This window comes from Kluyvera sp. NPDC087067 (assembly GCF_044745165.1).
Classification (GTDB): Bacteria; Pseudomonadota; Gammaproteobacteria; order Enterobacterales; family Enterobacteriaceae; genus Kluyvera.
This window is the reverse complement of sequence record NZ_JBIUZS010000005.1, coordinates 298,926-317,564: the sequence shown is the minus strand read 5'-3', so window position 1 is coordinate 317,564 and position 18,639 is coordinate 298,926. Positions and strand designations below refer to the sequence as shown.

Below are 18,639 nucleotides of genomic sequence, written 5' to 3'. Positions count from 1 at the left end.
CGGGTTATTTTGCTGGGCACTGAATGCTCTTAATTGCCTTCTGATAACCCGCTTTATCATTTTTATCCAGAGCTCGCGTGGCGCTCTGCACCGCCGTTTTATTCTCCGCCGATTCAAGCACCTTATTAGCAAAGAGCGTATCGCTAAGTTCGCGGCTCCCCGGGCAGTTCTGCTTAACATCCTTTACCACCTGCTGCTTTTGCTGCTCAAACTTCAGCCCTTCCAGCGGCGCGGCCATTGCCACGGCGGGTAGCATCAGGAAGGTCGCGAAGGCCGCAATACGGATCTTTTTCATTAGGGATATCCTTATAGTAAACGCGTTGAGTTAACTATAAGCCGCAATCGTCTCCTCGTCATTTTGCGTAACGGTTTCCAGGAAAATGAACATGTTGCAAAGGTTCGACGAAATCTTTCACCACGCTGCTGGTTAGCGGATGCGCTAATGACAGCCAGATAAAAGCGCTGTTTAATTATTTACTGCGGTCTGGTGATGCGGTTCGTTTTCACGATTTTTTGCAGGCGGCGGTACAACGTTTACCTGAACACAAGGAGAGGATGATGACCATTGCGGATAGGTTGCGGGAGGAAGGTGCGCAGCAGGGCAAACGCGAAGAAGCGCTACGCATTGCCCGCACGATGTTTGAAAACGGTATCGACAGCGCTATGGTGCGGTTGATAACGGGGCTTTCAGATGATGAACTGGCCTCACTGACCGCCTGATGCTCAGCCCGAAAACGGAATGTTATCGGGCAATACCGGGGGCTAGGCCGTTTTTATGCGACGCCTCGAGTCCAGCGAAATCAGTATCACTGAAGATAGGATCAGCAACGTGCCCAGCCAGTCCGGGAGGGTGAAGCTGATGCCCAATAGCAGCAGTGATAAAAAGGCGCTGCTCAGCGGCTCCGCGCAGCTCAGAATGCTGGCTTTTGGCCCACCTATCATCTGTGCCCCTTTCAGGTACAGGCTAAAGGTGAGGGAGGTGCCAATAACCACCAGGTAGAAAAAGGCCAGCAGCAGATTGCCGGTGATGACCACCTGCGCGCCATCTCCGGCGTAGAACGGCAGCAGCATCGCGCCGCCTAAAAGCATACTCCAGCCGACGATAGGCAGCGTACCGTAGCGAGCAATCAGCGTGGACGGGTAGGTGGTATAAAACGCGGCGGCAAACGCTGAGGCAATCCCCCAGAACAGCGCTGCACCGGAGATAGACAGCGAGGTCGGGTCTCCATGCGTGACCAGCAAGAAGGTGCCAATCAGCGAAGTTGCGATGGCGGCGCAGACGAAAACACCTGGCCTTGCCTTACGCACGATGGCAAACCAGGCCACGATAATCGTCGGCGACAGAAACTGGAGAATTGTCGCGGTAGCTGCGTTCGATTTTTCGATAGCCATCAGGAAGGTAAGCTGTACCGTCATAGCGCCGACGAGTGAGAAAAGCAGCAGGCTGGCAATGTCTTTGCGGTTTTTCAGGATGCGGAAAATGCCGTCGCCGTGCAGAAAGGAAAAGGTGAGCAGGATAAAGCCGCCGGAGAGCAGGCGGATCATGGTAAGAAACGGCGACTGCATCTGGCTGTTTTCCATAATGTACTGCGCGCAAACGCCGGAGCTTCCCCACAATATGGCGGCAATCAGTACGTTCAGCATCCCTTTTCTGGTGGTGCCCATTTTTCCTCTACCCTGTCATATTTTTCTCTGACGGGCATCATAGCATGGTGTGAGGCTTGCCCCCAGCGACGTGCCGGGGGCGAAAAGGGTTAGCTGAGATCGACGTTTTTACTGCCGAAAAGCCAGGTCAATAAGAAGCCGAAGAAGTAAGCCACGGCCAGCCCCGCTGCGTATACCGCCATCCCGGCGTAGATACCGCTGGCGGACGTCATCAGTGGAATGGCGACCAGACCAGACGGGCCAAAGACCGTATTCAGACCTACCGGCAGGCCCATCCAGGCCACCAGGCCGATAAAGAAACCGCCGCAGGCGCCGCCCAGACAGGCGGTAACGAACGGTTTCATGCGCGGCAATGTGACGCCATATATCAGCGGCTCACCCACGCCCAGCAGGCCGGGGATGATGGCGCCTTTAATCTGCGTGCGCAGCAGTGAACCTTGTTTTGCGCGGTAGTAAAGTGCCAGCGCCGCGCCCACCTGACCGGCTCCGGCCATCGCCAGAATGGTAAACAGCGAGTTAAAGCCCTGCGCTTCCATTAGCGCGAAGTACACCGGTACAAAGCCCTGATGCACGCCGAACATCACCGCCAGCAGGAACAGCCCGGCCAGAACCGCTGAGCCAAACGGGTTGCCGTTAAGATGCAGGAACAGCCATGACATACCGGTAAACAGGTAGCCGCCAAGCGGCATAATCACCACGAAGGTGACCGCACCCATAATCAGCAGCGTGACCGCCGAGGTGAGGATCATATCGAGATTGGCGGGCATAATCCGCCGCACCTGTTTCTCAACCCAGGCGCCGAGAATGGCGGCAATCAACACGCCGATAATATTGCCGCGCGGATCGATACTGTGACCGAAGAAATCGGAGATCCCTGAATAGAAGCCAACCGCCGCTTTCGGGTCGTAGCCCAGAATAAACAGCGCCGCAATAATCGCGCCATTAACGCCAGAGCCGCCAAAGGCCTTCTGGGTGTTATAACCAATCAGAATGCTCAGGAAGGTAAACATGCCCTTACTGAACACTTTCATATAGTTGATGACATCAACCAGCGTGGCATTGGGATGGGCATTTTCCAGCACGAACAGCTGCTCCGCCAGCGTCGCAAAACCCAGCAGCAGACCTACGGCGATAAAACCGGGAATCAGCGGCGTAAAGACGGTGGCAAACTTAGCCAGAAACTTCTGTAGCCCGCCGGTCTGTTTGCCTTTTAGCTCCTGCTTTTTTGCATTGGCAATCTCCGCCAGCGACGCATCCGGTGCCCTGTGTTCCTGCTCCATTGGCGCTTCTTCGAGCAGCAGATTCATGATCTCAGAAGCCGTTTGCGCTTTGCCGGGGCCGAGGATTATCTGAAACTGTTCGTTGCTGACTACCACGCCCATTACGCCTTCAACCTGGCGGATGGCGCTGACGTCGGCATGCTCCTCATTGCGCAGCGTCAGGCGCAGGCGCGTCATACAGTTGCCTGCCTGCACCACGTTTGGCGCACCGCCAACCAGAGCGAGGAGGCGCGCTATCATCTCTTTATTTATTTTTGCCATTCCACTCAACCTGTTTGCCGGATTAGTTTTGTAATGCCTTACGGATAAAGCCGTTATTGTTCGCCAGCAGTGTTTTTGCCTCTTTGGCGTCCAGGTTTGCCAGCACCATCACGATGGCGGTTTTGCAGTGGCTGCCGCAGGCATTCAGCGCGGTTTGCGCCGTCTCGCGGTCGCATTCGGTGGCTTCCATGACGATAGAAATCTGGCGTTCAATCAGCTTGGCGTTGGTGGCTTCCACATCGACCATCAAATTGCTGTAGACCTTGCCGCTGCGGATCATCGCGCCGGTGGTAATCATGTTCAGCACCAGCTTCTGCGCCGTGCCCGCCTTAAGACGGGTTGAGCCAGTCACCACTTCCGGGCCAACAACCGGTGTGATGGCGATATCGGCGCGCGCCGCCATTTCGCCGTGTGGGTTACAGCTGACAATGGCGACCAGCGCGTTTTGCTGGTGGGCATATTCCATGGCGCCAAGAACATACGGCGTACGACCGCTGGCGGCGATACCGACCAGCACATCTTTCGCGTTAAAATTTAGCGCCTGCAAATCTGTCGCGCCCTGTGACGCGTTATCTTCGACGTTTTCGACCGCTTTCAGAATCGCGGTATGGCCACCGGCAATGAGGCCAACAACTTGCTCTGGACGGGTGCCGAAGGTCGGTGGACATTCGCTGGCGTCGAGAATACCTAAACGGCCTGAGGTGCCTGCCCCGATGTAAATCAGACGCCCGCCCTGACTAAACGCGGCGGCGACACGATCTACCAGCTGTGCAATTTGTGGAATGTAGGGCGTAATCGCGTGGGCAACCAACTGATCTTCTTTGTTAATCACCGTCAGCATCTCTTCGGTTGCGAGGGTGTCAATATTGGCGCTATTCGCGTTGCGGCGTTCGGTCAGCAGTTTGCTCAGGTCGATACTCATAAAAACCTCATCATTCACAGTGGCGGGCAGTATAAGGAATTAATTATTCCATTCATGTGAAGGTTATCACGATTGGTGATTAAGGGGTAATCAGAGATTTTCAGTCAGGACGGGCAAAACTGCGGTAATAGAATTGGAATATTTTATTACCGCAGGGGTTTTTATTGCGCAGAGCGAGGCTTGGCGAGACCAAAAAATAGCGCGATCGCGTAGGAAATGGCCATGGCGAGACTCATTTTAAGCATTGTCTCGCCGCCAAATCCGGCTAGCGGTGCGGCAATGCCACCGCAGACAAACATCAGCGTGCCCATCAATGCCGACGCGGTGCCTGACTGTGCGCTGCTGACCGCGCTCATCGCTTCCGCCCCGGATACGGTACTGATACCGCTCATAAACGATACGGTGAAGAACAGGCCCACCAGCGCCAGCAGAGGGAAGTGCTGCCAGGCGAGAAGCACGGTTGTCCCAGCGCACAACACCGCCAGCAGTAACCCCCGGCGCAGCAGTGTTTCAGCGGCAACACGACGCGCCAGTTTCGAGAAAATCAGCGCGGCAATAATCAGTCCGATCCCATTTAAGCCAAACAGTAGGCTAAATTGCATGGCGCTCATGCCGTATTCACTTTGAATTACAAAGGAAGATGATCCGATGTATGAGAACAGCCCGGCCATCATAAAGGCCTGAATCAGACAGTAGCGGAGGAAACGGCGATTTTTTAGCACCGGCGTTCCTTTCTGCTGCGGCGCTGTGTTCGCGGTTCTGGCGGGGAGCGTTTCATGCAGCACAACGACGCTCAGCGTCAGCAAAATCACGCCAATTGCGGCCATCGCCCAGAACAGAACCCGCCAGTCAAAGGCGGTGATGATGTAGCCGCCGAGCACCGGCGACAGCACGGGTGCGATGCCGTTAACGGTCATCAGCAGGGCAAAAAACTGGGTTAACAGCGTGCCCTGATAGCGGTCGCGAGCAATCGAGCGTGACAGCACCGAGCCGCCTGCGCCCGCAAAGCCTTGCAGAAATCGCCAGCCAATCAGCATGTGGATATCGTGGGTGATGGCGCACATCGCTGAGGCAAAAATAAACAGCAGCAATGAGAGCACCAGCGGTTTTCTGCGACCAATACGGTCGCTAAGTGGGCCAAAGAACAGCTGGCCGAGGCCAAGGCCCAGCAGCGCGGCGGTGAGCGAAAGCTGGGTCTGGGTGCCGGTAGCGTTAAGCTGTGCGGTTATCTCCGGCAATGCTGGCAGGTAAAAATCGGTACACAGTGGGCCAATGGCGCAAAGCAGGCCGAGTACCACCACCCAGGATGGAGAAATGCGTGACATGAAAACTCCTGTTAATGATTGATCGTGAAGGGGGACGGTGCGAGTTGTACCCTCACCCCGGCCCTCTCCCTGAGAGGGAGAGGGAGAAAACCAGCGTCGTTACTTACCGATGACACCGAGCGGTACCCTCATCCCGGCCCTCTCCCTGAAAGGGAGAGGGAGAAAACCAGTGCCGGTACTTACCGACGACACCAAACGGTACCCTCACCCCGGCCCTCTCCCTGAGAGGGAGAGGGAGAAAACCTGTGTCGTTACTTACCGACGATACTAAACGGTACCCTCACCCCGGCCCTCTCCCTGAAAGGGAGAGGGAGAAAAACAGCGCCGTTACTTACCGACGACACTAAACGGTACCCTTACCCCGGCCCCCCCTAAGGGAGAGGGAGATAACCTGTGTCGTTACTTACCGACGACACTAAACGGTTCCCTCGCCCCTTTGGGGAGAGGGTTAGGGTGAGGGGAAACCCGCAAAACTGTTTCAGCTAATTCCCCCACCCAGCGACTGCCAAAGCGTAATGCGGTTAGCCAAATCCGTCTCCTGCAACGCAATCAACGTCTGCTGTGCCGACCACAGCGTGCGCTGCGCCGTCAGTGCGGTCAGGTAATCCCCCACGCCTGCCTGATAGCGCTTCATCGCCACATCCAGCGTCTCTTGCTCCGCCGCGACGTACTGGCGCTGCGCGTCCAGCTGTTCGCTCAGGGTCTGGCGGCGCGCCAGTGCATCTGCCACGTCTTTAAACGCGCTCTGAATCGTCTTTTCGTAGGTTGCGACCAGCCCTTTTTTCTCGGCTTCTGCATAGCGCAACTGCGCCAGATTGCTGCCGCCGGTGAACAGCGGCAGGGAGATTGACGGCGCAAACGACCAGACGCTCATGCCGTGACTAAACAGCGAAGACAGCGCATCGCTACCCACCCCGGCGCTGGCGGTAAGGGAAATCGTCGGGAAGAAATTCGCCCGCGCCGCGCCAATATTGGCGTTGGCGCTCAGCAGGTTATGCTCCGCCTCCTGGATATCCGGGCGCGTCAGCAGCACTGACGAAGAGATACCGGCCGGCACCAGTGAGATGGTGTTAGCCGTCAGGCTCTCCAGCGTGCCGGGGAGTAGGGCATCCGGCACGATGTCGCCCGCCAGCAAATTGAGCGCGTTTTTGTCCTGCATCACCAGCGTCTGATAATTGGCCACGCTTGCGCGAGCCTGCTGGTAAACGCTCATCGCTTCGCTGACATCGGTCGCGGCCGCCGTACCCACCTGCCGTTGACGTTCGACGATTTTCAGCGAGTCGGCGGCGCTCGCCATAGTTTGCTGCGCCAGCGCCAGATTGCTGTTATCCGCCGCCAGCGTCACCCAGGCGCTGGTCAGTTCGGCAATCATCGTCAGACGGGTATTTTGCGCGGTGAACTCGCTGGCAAGCCAGGCTTCACGGGCTGCGCGGGAGAGGCTTTGATTACGGCCAAACAGATCCAACTCAAAACTGGATACCGCGCCGTCAGCCTGTGCCGTGGTGCTAATCCCGCTTGTCGTGGTACGGCTGCGGGTATTGCTTAACTCGGCGTTTAGCGTCGGCATTAACGAGGCGCGGGTTTCGCCATACTGCGCGCGGGCGGCGTCGATATCGGCAATCGCTTTTTGTACGTCGCGGTTGCTGTTAAGCGCCTGGCTAACCAGCTTTTGCAGACGGACATCGTTTACCACCTGCTGCCAGTGACCGACCACCGCGGTAGCTTCACCGTGGCTGCCCGGCAGGCTTGCCGGGATAGGCGCATCCGGGCGCGTGTAGTGGGGATCCATCGACACGCAGCCCACGCTAAGCAGAGCGATAAATAAAACGGATAAACGAAACATAACTTACTCCTGGCGCGCACGTTTACCGGCGAACAGACGCTTCACCAGCACAAAGAACAGAGGGACAAAGAAAATAGCCAGCAGGGTCGCCGTCAACGTCCCGCCGATAATCCCGGTACCGATGGCGACGCGGCTATTTGCACCTGCGCCGGTGGCGACCGCCAGCGGCATAACGCCTGCGATAAACGCCAGCGAGGTCATGATGATAGGGCGCAGGCGGGTTTGCGCTGCCCGCAATGCCGCACGCGAAAGCGAGTAGCCTTGCGCCACGGAAGCTTCAGCAAACTCCACGATCAGAATGGCGTTTTTCGACGACAGCCCGATTGTGGTCAACAACGCTACCTGGAAGTAGACGTCGTTGCTAAGCCCACGCATCCATGCCGCCATCGCCGCGCCCAGCAGGCCAAGAGGGATAACCATAATTACCGAGAAAGGCACCGACCAGCTCTCGTAGAGCGCCGCCAGGCACAGGAACACCACCAGAATCGACAGCGCATACAGACTCATCGCCTGACCGCTGGCCAGTTTTTCCTGTAATGACAGGCCGCTCCAGGCCCACGTTGTGCCTGCGGGCAGGCTGTTGGCGAGCGCTTCCATTTTCGCCATCGCTGCGCCGGAGCTAAAGCCGCTGGCGTTTTCGCCCTGTATTTCATAAGCGGCAGAACCGTTGTAGCGCACCAAGCTTTCCGGGCCGTATTCCCAGCGGGTCGTGGCAAAAGCGGAGAACGGCGTCATGCTGCTGTCGCTACCGCGAACGAACCATTTGCCGAGGTCGGACGGGACGGCGCGGGCATCGCTATCGCCCTGGATATAAACCTTTTTCACGCGACCACGGTCGATAAAGTCGTTGACGTAGGTTCCGCCCCAGGCGCTGGAGAGCGTGGAAGTCACATCGCTTAATGCCAGCCCCAACGACACCGCTTTGTTGTTGTCGATATCAACCTGAAGCTGCGGCATTTGCGGCAGATCGTTGGCGCGCACCGCGTGCATGGACGGATCGCCATTGGCGGCCTGAATCAGCTGATTACGCATTTTCAGCAGCATGTCGCGGTCGGTTGCGCCGTTTGCCATCAGTTCAAAGGTAAAGCCGTTACTTTGGCCGAGGCCGTCCACGGCAGGTGGCGTCATGGCGAACAGTGTGGCGTCACGAATGGTGCTTAACTGCTGGGTGGCGCGAAGCGCAATGGCCTGGGCGCTGTTTTCTGCCCCCGGACGCTCCGACCAGTTTTTTAATGCCACGAACGCCATCCCGGCGTTCTGCCCGCTGCCGCTAAAGCTGAAGCCGTCAACGGTGAAAATCACGTTGGTGTTGGCTTTCTCTTTGGTCAGGAACCAGTCAATCACCTGCTGGCGTACCTCGGCGGTACGTGCGGCGGTTGCGCCTGCGGGCAGGGTGTACTGCACCATCACGTCGCCCTGATCTTCCACCGGCAGGAAGCTGCCCGGCAGTTTCCACATCGCCAGCGCCATGCCGCCACAGATGGCGAGATAAACGGTCATCACCACGCCGTAACGACGCAGCACGTTCATGACCCGATGCTTATAGCCGTGCTCTGTAGCGTTATAGAAGCGGTTGAAAGCGCCAAAGAAGCCTTTTTTATGCGGCGGGGTGTGGCGCAAAATCGAGCCGCACAGCGCGGGAGTCAGGGTGAGTGCGACCACCACCGACAGCATCATGGCGGAGATAATGGTCACCGAGAACTGACGGTAAATCACCCCGGTCGAGCCGCCAAAGAAGGCCATCGGCAGGAATACCGCCGACAGCACCAGCGCGATGGCGATAAGCGCCCCGGAAATCTCCCCCATCGATTTTTCGGTGGCCTCGCGGGCGGGCAAGCCTTCGTCGCGCATAATACGCTCGACGTTTTCCACCACCACGATGGCATCATCCACCAGCAGCCCTATCGCTAATACCATCGCAAACAGCGTCAGCGTGTTGATGGAGTAACCAAACAGCGCCAGCACGCCAAACGTGCCGAGCAGAACGACCGGCACCGCCAGTGCGGGAATCAGCGTGGCGCGGATGTTTTGCAAGAACAGATACATCACGCAGACCACCAGCGCGATGGCCTCAAACAGCGTCTTGACCACGTCCTCAACGGAGATCTTGATGAACTCGGTGCTGTCTTTCGGGAAGGCCACCTCGTAGCCCTGCGGCATATTGCGCTGGAACTCTGCGATTTTATCCTTCACGCGGGTAGCGGTATCCAGCGCGTTCGCGCCCGGAGCCAGCATGACCGCTACGCCCGCTGCCGGGTGTCCGTTCAGATTGGCGGTGGCGGTGTAATCCTCGCTGCCCATCTCCACGCGCGCCACGTCGCCAATACGCACTACCGCGCCATTTGACTGGCTTTTGACGATGATATTTTTGAACTGCTCAACCGTCTGTAGCCGTGACTGCGCGCGTACCGTTGCCGTCAGCTGTTGGGTATTGGGCGACGGCAAAGCGCCAATTTTCCCCGCAGACACCTGCACGTTCTGCGCTTCAATCGCCGTTTGCACGTCGGATGGCATCAGCGAATAGGAGGCCAGCTTCGCCGGGTCTAGCCAGATACGCATCGCATATTCCGCGCCAAATACCTGGAGGGTGCCGACGCCTTCGATACGCGCCATCGGATCCTGCATGTTGCTCACCAGCCAGTCGGCGATATCCGAGCTGGTGGATTTGTCCGTGGTATCAAAGACCGCCATGATAAGCAGGAAGCTACTCTGGGATTTCACCACCGTTACGCCCGCCTGCTGCACCTCGCTGGGTAAGCGTGATTCAGCCTGCTGCACCTTGTTTTGCACCTGTACCTGTGCGGTATCCGGGTCGGTGCCCTGCTCAAAAGTGACGTTAATGCTCACCGAACCGTCTGAACTGCTGGTTGAGGTGAAATAGAGTAGGTTATCCAGCCCGGTGAGCTGCTGTTCAATCACCTGGGTGACGCTGTTTTCCAGCGTGTCGGCCGATGCCCCGGTATAAGAGGCGGAAATCTGAATCGTCGGCGGCGCAACATCCGGGTACTGCGCCACGGGCAGCGTCTGGATAGCGAGCATCCCGGCGAGCATAATCAAGATAGCGATCACCCAGGCAAAGACCGGGCGACGCACGAAAAAGCGAGAAAACATCAGGCTTTGCCTCCGTTTTCCTGCACGGCAACTGGATTAACCGTCTGTCCTGCGGTCACTTTATCGGTGCCTTCAACAATGAGTCGGTCGCCGCTCTTAAGCCCACTTTGCACCAGCCACTTGTCGCCGTAGGTACCGTCAGTTTCCAGGGTGCGCTGTTCAACTTTGTTATCAGCACCCACGACCAGCGCGGTGGCGTTGCCCTTCACGTCACGGGTTACGCCCTGCTGCGGCGCCAGAATCGCGTCGCGCATGATTCCTTCATCAATGCGGGCGCGAACAAACATGCCCGGCAGCAGTTGCTGTTGCGGGTTCGGGAACACCGCGCGCAGGGTGACCGAGCCGGTTGACTCATCAACCGCAACTTCGGTCAGAGCCAGATGGCCCTTCTCGCTGTAGGTGCTGCCGTCTTCGAGCGTGAGGGTGACGCCGAGGGTGTCGCTGTTGGTGGCGAGCGACTGTTTACGCAGGCGCAGTAAATCCACGCTTGAGCGGGTAAGGTCGACGTAAATCGTTTCCAGTCCGCGAACGGTGGCGAGCGCGGTGTCCTGTTGGGCAGTGACTAACGCCCCCGGCGTGACCGACGAAATCCCAATGCGTCCATCGATCGGTGCGGTGATGGTGGTCCAGTTGAGATTAATGCGCGCGCTTTCCTGCGCCGCTTTTTTCGACTCGACGCTGGCTTTATCCTGCGCACAGGTCGACTGTGCGTCGTCTGCATCCTGACGTGACACGCCGTTATCTTTCACCAGCAAAGCGTAGCGTTGCGCTTTTTGACAGTCAGCGATGACCAGCGCCTGCGCCTGTTTTAACGCGGCGGTCGCTTCGTTATAGGTGGCGCGAAAGCTCGCCGGATCGATTTGATACAGCGGCTGCCCGGCTTTCACGTTATCGCCTTCATTAAAAAGCCGTTTCTGAACGATGCCGGAAACTTGCGGACGCACTTCCGCGCTTAACGCGGCGGTGGTGCGCCCAGTGAGGTTGCTGACAATGGCAACGGGCTGGCTTTTTAATGTGACGATACCCACTTCCTGCGCCGGGCGCTGCGGTGAAGCGGTGGGGGCATTATCGCATCCGCTCAGGATAAATAATGCTGCGATGGTGGTTATTCTGTATTTCATATTTTTCTCGGGGTGAACGACGTCCTCCTCGCAAATGAATGCGAGGATCATAAGGGTGAAAAAAGTCGCGTCTCTGGAAAGCCAGAAACGACAAAAGGGGGAAATATTTTCCCCTGATGTTTAAAAGGTATTAATTACTTTGGCATTACGAGCATATTAATAATGTCCTGATAGATTTTTTCCATCTCTTCTGCTGCCACTTGCTGCGGGATTTGACGGCGGTAAATTGTCCCTTCGACCATCACCGCCATCACTTCAACGCAGCAGCGAATACGCGTTTCGCTAAGATGTGAATACGCCTTACGCAGATGGTTACAGGCATTGTCGAACATCCGCGCATCGGCTTCTTTTAGCCACGCGGCAACCTGTGGATTGCGGCTGGCTTCGGCAGACATTTCCAGCATTAACGCATCATCGTCTTCATTAAGCGTGACGCGCCATGCCAGCATATGCGGCATCAGGTGGGTCTGCGTTTTGCCTTCCATTTCGGCAATACGATGATCGATAACCCGGCGGATCAGCGCTTCGATAATGGCGTCTTTGCTGCTGAACTCACGGTAAATTTGCCCGACGCTAAGCTTCGCTTCGGCGGCAATTTTCGACATGCTGGCGGCGTGGAAACCACTTTGACGAAAGCAGCGGCGGGCCGCGGTCAGGATGTCATCCTGGCGGGCTTTTTGTCGGGCTTCCATTTTGCTGCTCATTGCGTGTCTCCAGCCTGGTGAGATGTTGAGAACGATCGTTCTCATTTTTGGTTAATTATACGTTTTCAGGCGTCTTTGAAAAGTATTATCTGGAATATTTCTGCCGCCGTTTTTTCTCGCAGAAAATAGTGGAGGAAATAAGGATTTTCTGTGAAATTAAGACTGGGATAGCACAAAATAAGGTGGGGAACGGATGGAATTATTAATAAAAGATATAATAACCGACGATGATAAAGCTGAACTCCTGACCGGGCTACGCGCCTATAACCGTCAGTTTATTGATGCCTCCGATTGGGGGGATATCTGCGTTTATCTCCGCGATGACCAGGGTGTGATGTGCGGTGGCCTGATTGGGCAGCGCAAGGGCGACTGGTTAAGCATCGACTATCTGTGGGTGTGTGAAACGGTGCGCGGCGAGGGGGCGGGAAGTCGGCTCATCAAAAGTGCGCAGGACGTGGCGCGCGAGAAGGGGTGCCGGTATGCGCTGGTAGATACCATCAGCTTTCAGGCCCTGCCGTTTTATCAAAAGCAGGGCTTTCAGTTGGTGAACACGCTGGAAGATTTTCCGCAAGCAGGGATGGCGCGGCATTACCTTACCAAAGAGCTTTAAGGGCTGCCGGATGGCCGCTTTGCCTTATCCAACCTACGGAATCGAGTAGGCCGGATAAGCGCAGCGCCATCCGGCACCCTCTACTCATGCCGTGTTTTCAGCGGCGCTTCCCTGAGCAGCCACGACAGCACGAACGCCACCACCATAATGCAGGCCGCCATAATAAACGCCGCGTGGATCGCCGCGCCAAAGGCATCGAGATAGTCGGTGCGGATCATTTCAGGCAATTGGTGAATGGCGACCGGATTCATCCCTTTCGGGATCCCGACCCCTTCCGGCAGCAGGCTGGCGAGCCGCGATTGCAGCACCGAGGTGAAGACCGCGCCAAACAGCGCCACGCCGATCGACCCACCAATTGAGCGGAACAGCGTTACCCCGGACGTAGCGACCCCATAGAGATCGGCGCTCACCGTGTTTTGCACCGCCAATACCAGCACCTGCATAACCATCCCTAGCCCCATGCCCAACACGCCGGTAAACAGGTACAGCTGCCAGGTCGGCGAAGTGAGGGTAATGCGCGTTAGCAGCACCATGCCGATAAAGCCCATCAAAGTGCCGATAATCGGGTAGATGCGGTATTTACCGGTGCGGCTTATCGCCCTGCCGCTAATAATCGAGGTCAGCAACAGCCCGCCCATTAGCGGGATAAGCTGTAACCCGGCCTCGGTTGGTGTGGCGTTTTTCACCACCTGCAAATACAGCGGCAGGAAGGTGACCGAACCAAAAAGCGACATCCCGATGATAAAACCAATCAGGCTGCACAGCAGAAAGCTGCGGTTGCGGAACAGCGACAGCGGAATAATCGGCTCCCACGCCCGCTTTTCTTCATAGATAAACCCGGCAATGCCGATAAGGCCAAATGCCAGAATGCACCACAGCTGCGGGTCGCTCCACTCGCGCACCGTACCGCCTTCGGTGGTGAACAAGATGATGCACACAAGCGCCATCGTCAGATACAGCGCGCCCAGCCAGTCAATTTCGTGCTGGCTGCGTTTGTTGCTGGAGTGGAATACCGCGCCAATGACAAACAGCGCGAACAGCCCGAGCGGCAGGTTGATGTAGAAAATCCAGCGCCAGGAGGCGTGCTGCACGATAAAGCCGCCAATCAACGGGCCAATGACCGTCGCCAGGCCAAAGACGCCGCCAAATAATCCCTGATAACGTCCACGTTCGGCGGGCGGGATCACGTCGGCGACCGCCGCCATGCTTATCACCATCAGCCCGCCGCCGCCCAGCCCTTGCAGGGCGCGCATCAGCACCAGTTGGGTCATGTTCTGCGCCAGCCCGCACAGCGCGGAACCGACGAGGAACAGCACGATAGCGATTTGCAGTACCCGTTTACGGCCAAACAAATCACCAAATTTACCGTACAGCGGCACCACGATTGTGGAGGTGAGGATATAGGCCGTCACCACCCACGAGAGCTTGTCGAGTCCGCCCAGCTCACCGACAATGGTCGGCAGCGCGGTCGAGACGATAGTCTGATCGAGTGCGGAGAGCAGCATCACTAACAGCAGCGCGCTGAACAGCAGACGGATTGAGGTGACTCCCGTCTGCTGCGGTGGCTGCGCGTTCGTCGAAATATCGGACGCCATCATGTTCTCGCTTGAAATTAATTAAATGTATAATTAATATTTATTGAAGATCACTCATAGGTCAAGAGGCAGCCAGACGATGTCAGCACAAAAAGACCTTCTTAAGCCGCGTAAACCTGGGCGTCCACGCGGCAGTAAGCCCAAGGCCGATAACCGTGAACAGCTTATCGATATTGCGCTGCGGCTGTTTTCCCAGCAGGGGATCGCCCGAACGTCGCTGAATGCCATTGCCCGTGAAGCAGGTGTCACACCGGCGATGCTGCACTACTATTTTAATTCACGAGAGCAATTGCTTGATGTGATGATTGAGGAGCGCTTTTTACCTTTGCGCGCTGAAATTACCCGCGTGTTTGGCGAATATCCCGATTCCCCGGTGACGGCATTGAGCGAGATGGTGAGAACGCTGGCGCGCATTGCGGCGCAGCATGAGTGGTTTGCGCCGCTGTGGATGCAGGAGGTCATCGGCGAAATGCCGATACTGCGCCAACATCTGCACGCCCGTTTTGGTGAGGAAAAATACCACGCTACGCTTGAGATGGTGAAACGCTGGCAGAAGGAAGGCAAGGTGAACCCGAACCTGTCGGCGGAGCTGCTGTTTACCACGCTATTGAGCCTGGTGCTGGTGCCATTCTCAAGGATGCGCAACGACGAACGGCTAATGATGCTGACGCCGGAGGTGATTGTCAGCAATGCATTAGCCGTGTTGTTGCAAGGAATTGGTCCGGGTCAATTGTCGGCCGGATAAGGCGTATGCCGCCATCCGGCAACGTGCTCGGTATTGCCTGATGGCGCTACGCTTATCAGGCCTACGTGAGCCCTATAGCCCGGGCGGGGCGGTTACGCTGAGGTGCTATTCACAACTAAACTGATTACTTTGCGCCAGTCAGCTATAGGCCGGATAAGGCGTATGCCGCCATCCGGCAACGCGCTCGGTACTGCCTGATGGCGCGATGCTTATCAGGCCTACGTGAGCCCTATAGCCCGGGCGGGGCTGTTACGCTGAGGGGCTATTCACAACTAAACTGATTACTTTGCGCCAGCGCCTTAAACCACAGTCCGTTACGCTTAATCTGCCGCGCCCCGGTTTCAAGGTCGAGACGGTAGAAGCCGTAACGACGTTTAAATGAATTGAGCCACGACCAGTTGTCGATAAATGTCCACTGGTGCACACCAAAGCAGTTCGCCCCGTCCGCTATCGCGCGGTGTAACTGCACCAGATGTTCCTCCATCAGTCCAATACGGAAACCGTCTTCAATCACGCCGTTTTCCTGCACCGGCCCTTCCGACTCCAGATCCATCGCAATGCCAATTTCCGCGAGATACCACTTAATATTGCCGTAATTGTCGCGGATATTGGTGGCAATATCGTAAATTGCCTGCGGATGAATTTCGTTATTATCGCGGTACGGATTAAAGCGCCCGTTGGGATCGACGTAGTTTTCGAAATAGTACTCTGGTGAGAAGTAATCGAGGGTGTACGGCGTTTCGCGCGCCTGAACGCGGCGCGGCACATAGTAGTTCACGCCGAGGAAATCGAGCCGCGAATCGGTGATGAGCTTCACTTCTTCCGGGCGGGAATCCGGCAGACAATCATGCTGCGCCAGCAGTTCGCACAGCTCTTTTGGAAACTCGTGTTTCACCAGCGGGTCGAGGAAGCTGCGGTTAAACAGCAGGTCGGCATACCACGCGGCCTTCTTATCTTCCGCCGAGTCGTTGCGGGTGTAGGACGGCGTCAGATTTAACACCACGCCAATTTCGCCCGGCAGATTTTGCTCGCGGTAGCACTGCACCGCTTTCGCGTGCGCCAGCATAATGTTAAACGCCACCTGCGCGGCCAGCTTGCCATCCTTTTTGCACGGGTAATGGAAGTCGTACAGATAGCCGCCTTCCACCGGCACAATCGGTTCGTTAAAGGTAATCCAGTATTTGATTTTGTGGCCGAACAGGCGAAACGCCGTGGCGGCAAAACGGGCGAACAGATCGGTAACGTGTTTTGACTCAAAGCCACCGTAGCGGTTTTGCAATTCTTCTGGCATATCAAAATGGTAGAGATTGATCATCGGCTCAATGCCGTTCGCAATCATCTCGTCAAAATAGTCGTTATAAAAACGTACCGCATCAGCATTCGGCTCGCCGGTTTCCAGGTCGTCAATCAGCCGCGACCACTGAATAGAGGTGCGAAACGAGTTGAAGCCAATGTTTTTCATCAGGGCAACATCTTCTTTGTAGCGATTTAGCGTGTTGCACACCGTTTGTGGCCCAATGCCTTTGTAGAAACGTTCCGGCTGCGCGGCGTGCCAGCTATCCCAGATAGAGCGATGCGGTTTGCCTTGCGCGCCTTCGGTTTGCGGGCCAGAGGCTGCCGCGCCCCAAAAGAAATTTTGCGGGAACGTGTAGGTCGTCATGGGATCTCCTGAATAAACAAAAAAAAGCGGCGTAGTTCACGGCGCAGAAAATGAGGGTTTATCTTCTCTGGTTCACTTTTTTTTATCCGCGCGCGCGATCACCGTTTACGGCCTGAACGTCATGTCCGGGAACGGACTTTTCAGATTGAGAGTTAAGAAGGGGAATATTGGTGAGTCTGTTGCGGGCGGTGAGAGATATTATTCTCACCGCGATGGATCTAATGCGTTAAATTAATACTTTATTGGTGAATCGATCGTTAAATATTAGATCTCTGTTTCTTGATTCAGGTCGTACTGAATTAATTCCCACGTTGCAGGTTTGCCCTGATAATAAGGCATGACGTCTCCTCTACGTAGGCTTACCACCGCGGATACCGCCGCGCGCGAGAGCTGCCAATGGCCGCCCTGTGGGCTGTACTGGCCGCTTTCACGGGTAATACCAAGCGGTTTGCGTTCAGTGTTTTCCTTAGAATTGACCGAAGAAAGTGCTGAAAGCATGTAATTGCTACTATCTATCTTCATAACGTGTAAATCCAAAAAATGAACACATAATCCACAAGCGACAATATTTGAGCTTGTCTTAAACCACATGCGAATTATTCGCATGTTGAATTATTTAATATGATTCATTGCAATGGATGATGCTTTTAGCCAAAATAAACGAACCATCTGCTCAAAAAGTATCCTTAATGATTAAGCGCCTGATTAATTTATTGATTATTGCGATGGCCTTGACCGCCTCCAGCGCCTTTGCTGTGAACTGCCAGCGTGCTGCTACGCCGCTTGAAAATACTATCTGTAACAATGCCAATCTCAACTGGCTCGATGACACGATGTCGAACGTCTATCGGGCGATGTTGGTTTATCGCGATGCGCCCTCGGTTCACGCTGAATATGTCGCGTGGGAGAAGTCGCTGGACGACTGTTCATCGGACGAGTGCATCGAGCGCGCTTATTACACCGGGATCAGTAAGATTGCCGAAGCAGAGCCGAATTTTAACTGGGACGGACGCTGGTGGAATACCAGCGCGGCCAATATGAGCGGCGGAGTGGTGCAGTTTAGCCATAGCGCAGATTGGTCAATTACCGCGGATATTCGAATTTGGGCGGGTATGAATAAGGATGAGTTTACCGCCGAGGCGCGCAAGATAAACGGCATGGTGCTGATTGATGATATGGTCGACAGCAAGAAGTGTAAGGTGTTGTTTATTCCTCGTAAAAGTGGCGCCATTCAGGCATACAGCAATGCCGATTGGGGTTGCCGTCTATCGATGCCGAGCGGTGCGTTTATCGATGGGCGCTATCTGAAGTCGGATACCGATCCACGGCCGAAAGCCACCCTCCAGTCGCTCGCCATTTTTTCCGATCCGAAAATGGATGAACGCTTTCGCGCGCTGGTGGGCAATGATTATCAAAAGTTTGTCGATACGGCGAATATTTATATTTATACCGTAGATATCGATAACGTGGGCGCGACGGTGGTGTCGATGTGGGTACGTGGTGCGGCCAATACTCGTACGGCCATCGTGATGTACGCTGGTAGCAATATCTGGGCGGCGCGGATCCAGCCTGACGGTAAAGGTAAACTGGCCTTTTCCTATTTCAGCACGCTGGGGAACGATGCGGTGCTGATGCCCCGCACGATTGCCGAATGGAAGCTGCGCTATATGGATCAGTAAGCCTTCTGGCTACCGATTGTGCGTCATTGCGCCTGATGGCGCGTAGCTTTCAGGCCTACGGTGAGCGGGGTTTAAGCTAATGTGCTCACCACATTCAAATTGGGAGCGGTAGCCCGGG

The 18,639-nt window shown here is 55.9% G+C and carries 16 protein-coding genes; 4 read left to right on the top strand and 12 right to left on the bottom strand.

Translation table 11 applies throughout. The annotated features are described in order from the left end of the window. Positions 1 to 4: 4 nt before the first annotated feature. The gene (locus tag ACIPDS_RS15245; RefSeq protein WP_400737407.1) at positions 5 to 295 is read right to left on the bottom strand and encodes a YicS family protein; all 291 of its coding nucleotides are present in this window, start codon (positions 293 to 295) and stop codon (positions 5 to 7) included. Between the two features lie 260 nt (positions 296 to 555). Here ACIPDS_RS15245 and ACIPDS_RS15240 point away from each other — a divergent pair, with 260 nt between their 5' ends. Then, complete coding sequence (locus ACIPDS_RS15240; protein ID WP_400737404.1) at positions 556 to 720, top strand: hypothetical protein; 165 nt, start codon at positions 556 to 558, stop codon at positions 718 to 720. Positions 721 to 762: 42 nt separating this feature from the next. Here ACIPDS_RS15240 and ACIPDS_RS15235 read toward each other — a convergent pair whose 3' ends face one another. The 8 genes from ACIPDS_RS15235 to ACIPDS_RS15200 all read right to left on the bottom strand — a co-directional run bounded on the left by ACIPDS_RS15235 (position 763) and on the right by ACIPDS_RS15200 (position 12,232). Further along, complete coding sequence (locus ACIPDS_RS15235) at positions 763 to 1,665, bottom strand: EamA family transporter (RefSeq protein ID WP_400737401.1); 903 nt, start codon at positions 1,663 to 1,665, stop codon at positions 763 to 765. A gap of 89 nt (positions 1,666 to 1,754) precedes the next feature. Beyond that, on the bottom strand, positions 1,755 to 3,206 hold the full coding sequence (gene murP, locus ACIPDS_RS15230; RefSeq protein WP_400737398.1) for a PTS N-acetylmuramic acid transporter subunit IIBC: 1,452 nt from the start codon (positions 3,204 to 3,206) through the stop codon (positions 1,755 to 1,757). Positions 3,207 to 3,228: 22 nt separating this feature from the next. Continuing rightward, positions 3,229 to 4,128 (bottom strand): N-acetylmuramic acid 6-phosphate etherase, encoded by a 900-nt coding sequence (gene murQ / locus ACIPDS_RS15225; protein ID WP_400737395.1) that lies wholly within the window; start codon positions 4,126 to 4,128, stop codon positions 3,229 to 3,231. A gap of 161 nt (positions 4,129 to 4,289) precedes the next feature. Beyond that, complete coding sequence (locus ACIPDS_RS15220; RefSeq protein WP_400737392.1) at positions 4,290 to 5,453, bottom strand: multidrug effflux MFS transporter; 1,164 nt, start codon at positions 5,451 to 5,453, stop codon at positions 4,290 to 4,292. A 478-nt stretch (positions 5,454 to 5,931) separates the two neighbouring features. Next, the gene (locus ACIPDS_RS15215) at positions 5,932 to 7,296 is read right to left on the bottom strand and encodes an efflux transporter outer membrane subunit (protein WP_400737389.1); all 1,365 of its coding nucleotides are present in this window, start codon (positions 7,294 to 7,296) and stop codon (positions 5,932 to 5,934) included. A gap of 3 nt (positions 7,297 to 7,299) precedes the next feature. Continuing rightward, entirely contained in the window at positions 7,300 to 10,407 is a 3,108-nt protein-coding gene (locus ACIPDS_RS15210; protein ID WP_400737386.1) for an efflux RND transporter permease subunit, read from the bottom strand. Beyond that, complete coding sequence (locus tag ACIPDS_RS15205; protein WP_400737383.1) at positions 10,407 to 11,528, bottom strand: efflux RND transporter periplasmic adaptor subunit; 1,122 nt, start codon at positions 11,526 to 11,528, stop codon at positions 10,407 to 10,409. The genes ACIPDS_RS15210 and ACIPDS_RS15205 overlap by 1 nt, the downstream gene beginning before the upstream one ends. Before the next feature lie 134 nt (positions 11,529 to 11,662). Beyond that, positions 11,663 to 12,232, bottom strand: coding sequence for a TetR/AcrR family transcriptional regulator (locus ACIPDS_RS15200; protein WP_400737380.1), 570 nt, complete (start codon positions 12,230 to 12,232; stop codon positions 11,663 to 11,665). 193 nt (positions 12,233 to 12,425) lie between these two features. Here ACIPDS_RS15200 and ACIPDS_RS15195 point away from each other — a divergent pair, with 193 nt between their 5' ends. Next, a complete protein-coding gene (locus ACIPDS_RS15195) occupies positions 12,426 to 12,842 on the top strand; it encodes a GNAT family N-acetyltransferase (RefSeq protein ID WP_400737377.1) in 417 nt (138 codons plus the stop codon). An 80-nt stretch (positions 12,843 to 12,922) separates the two neighbouring features. Here the strand turns inward: ACIPDS_RS15195 and ACIPDS_RS15190 are convergent, their stop codons facing one another. Beyond that, the gene (locus tag ACIPDS_RS15190) at positions 12,923 to 14,437 is read right to left on the bottom strand and encodes an MDR family MFS transporter (protein WP_400737629.1); all 1,515 of its coding nucleotides are present in this window, start codon (positions 14,435 to 14,437) and stop codon (positions 12,923 to 12,925) included. 79 nt (positions 14,438 to 14,516) lie between these two features. Between ACIPDS_RS15190 and ACIPDS_RS15185 the strand changes: the two genes are divergently transcribed. Beyond that, the gene (locus ACIPDS_RS15185; RefSeq protein WP_400737375.1) at positions 14,517 to 15,182 is read left to right on the top strand and encodes a TetR/AcrR family transcriptional regulator; all 666 of its coding nucleotides are present in this window, start codon (positions 14,517 to 14,519) and stop codon (positions 15,180 to 15,182) included. Between the two features lie 262 nt (positions 15,183 to 15,444). On the opposite strand, the gene ACIPDS_RS15180 is transcribed toward ACIPDS_RS15185, so the two are convergent. Continuing rightward, positions 15,445 to 16,842 carry a glycoside hydrolase family 1 protein gene (locus tag ACIPDS_RS15180; protein WP_400737373.1) on the bottom strand — a complete coding sequence of 466 codons (1,398 nt, stop codon included), beginning with the start codon at positions 16,840 to 16,842 and terminating at the stop codon, positions 15,445 to 15,447. A gap of 264 nt (positions 16,843 to 17,106) precedes the next feature. Beyond that, complete coding sequence (locus ACIPDS_RS15175; protein WP_400737371.1) at positions 17,107 to 17,364, bottom strand: hypothetical protein; 258 nt, start codon at positions 17,362 to 17,364, stop codon at positions 17,107 to 17,109. 167 nt (positions 17,365 to 17,531) lie between these two features. On the opposite strand from ACIPDS_RS15175, the gene ACIPDS_RS15170 reads away from it, so the two are divergent. After that, a complete protein-coding gene (locus ACIPDS_RS15170) occupies positions 17,532 to 18,521 on the top strand; it encodes a lysozyme inhibitor LprI family protein (RefSeq protein ID WP_400737369.1) in 990 nt (329 codons plus the stop codon). The last annotated feature ends 118 nt before the right edge of the window (positions 18,522 to 18,639 follow it).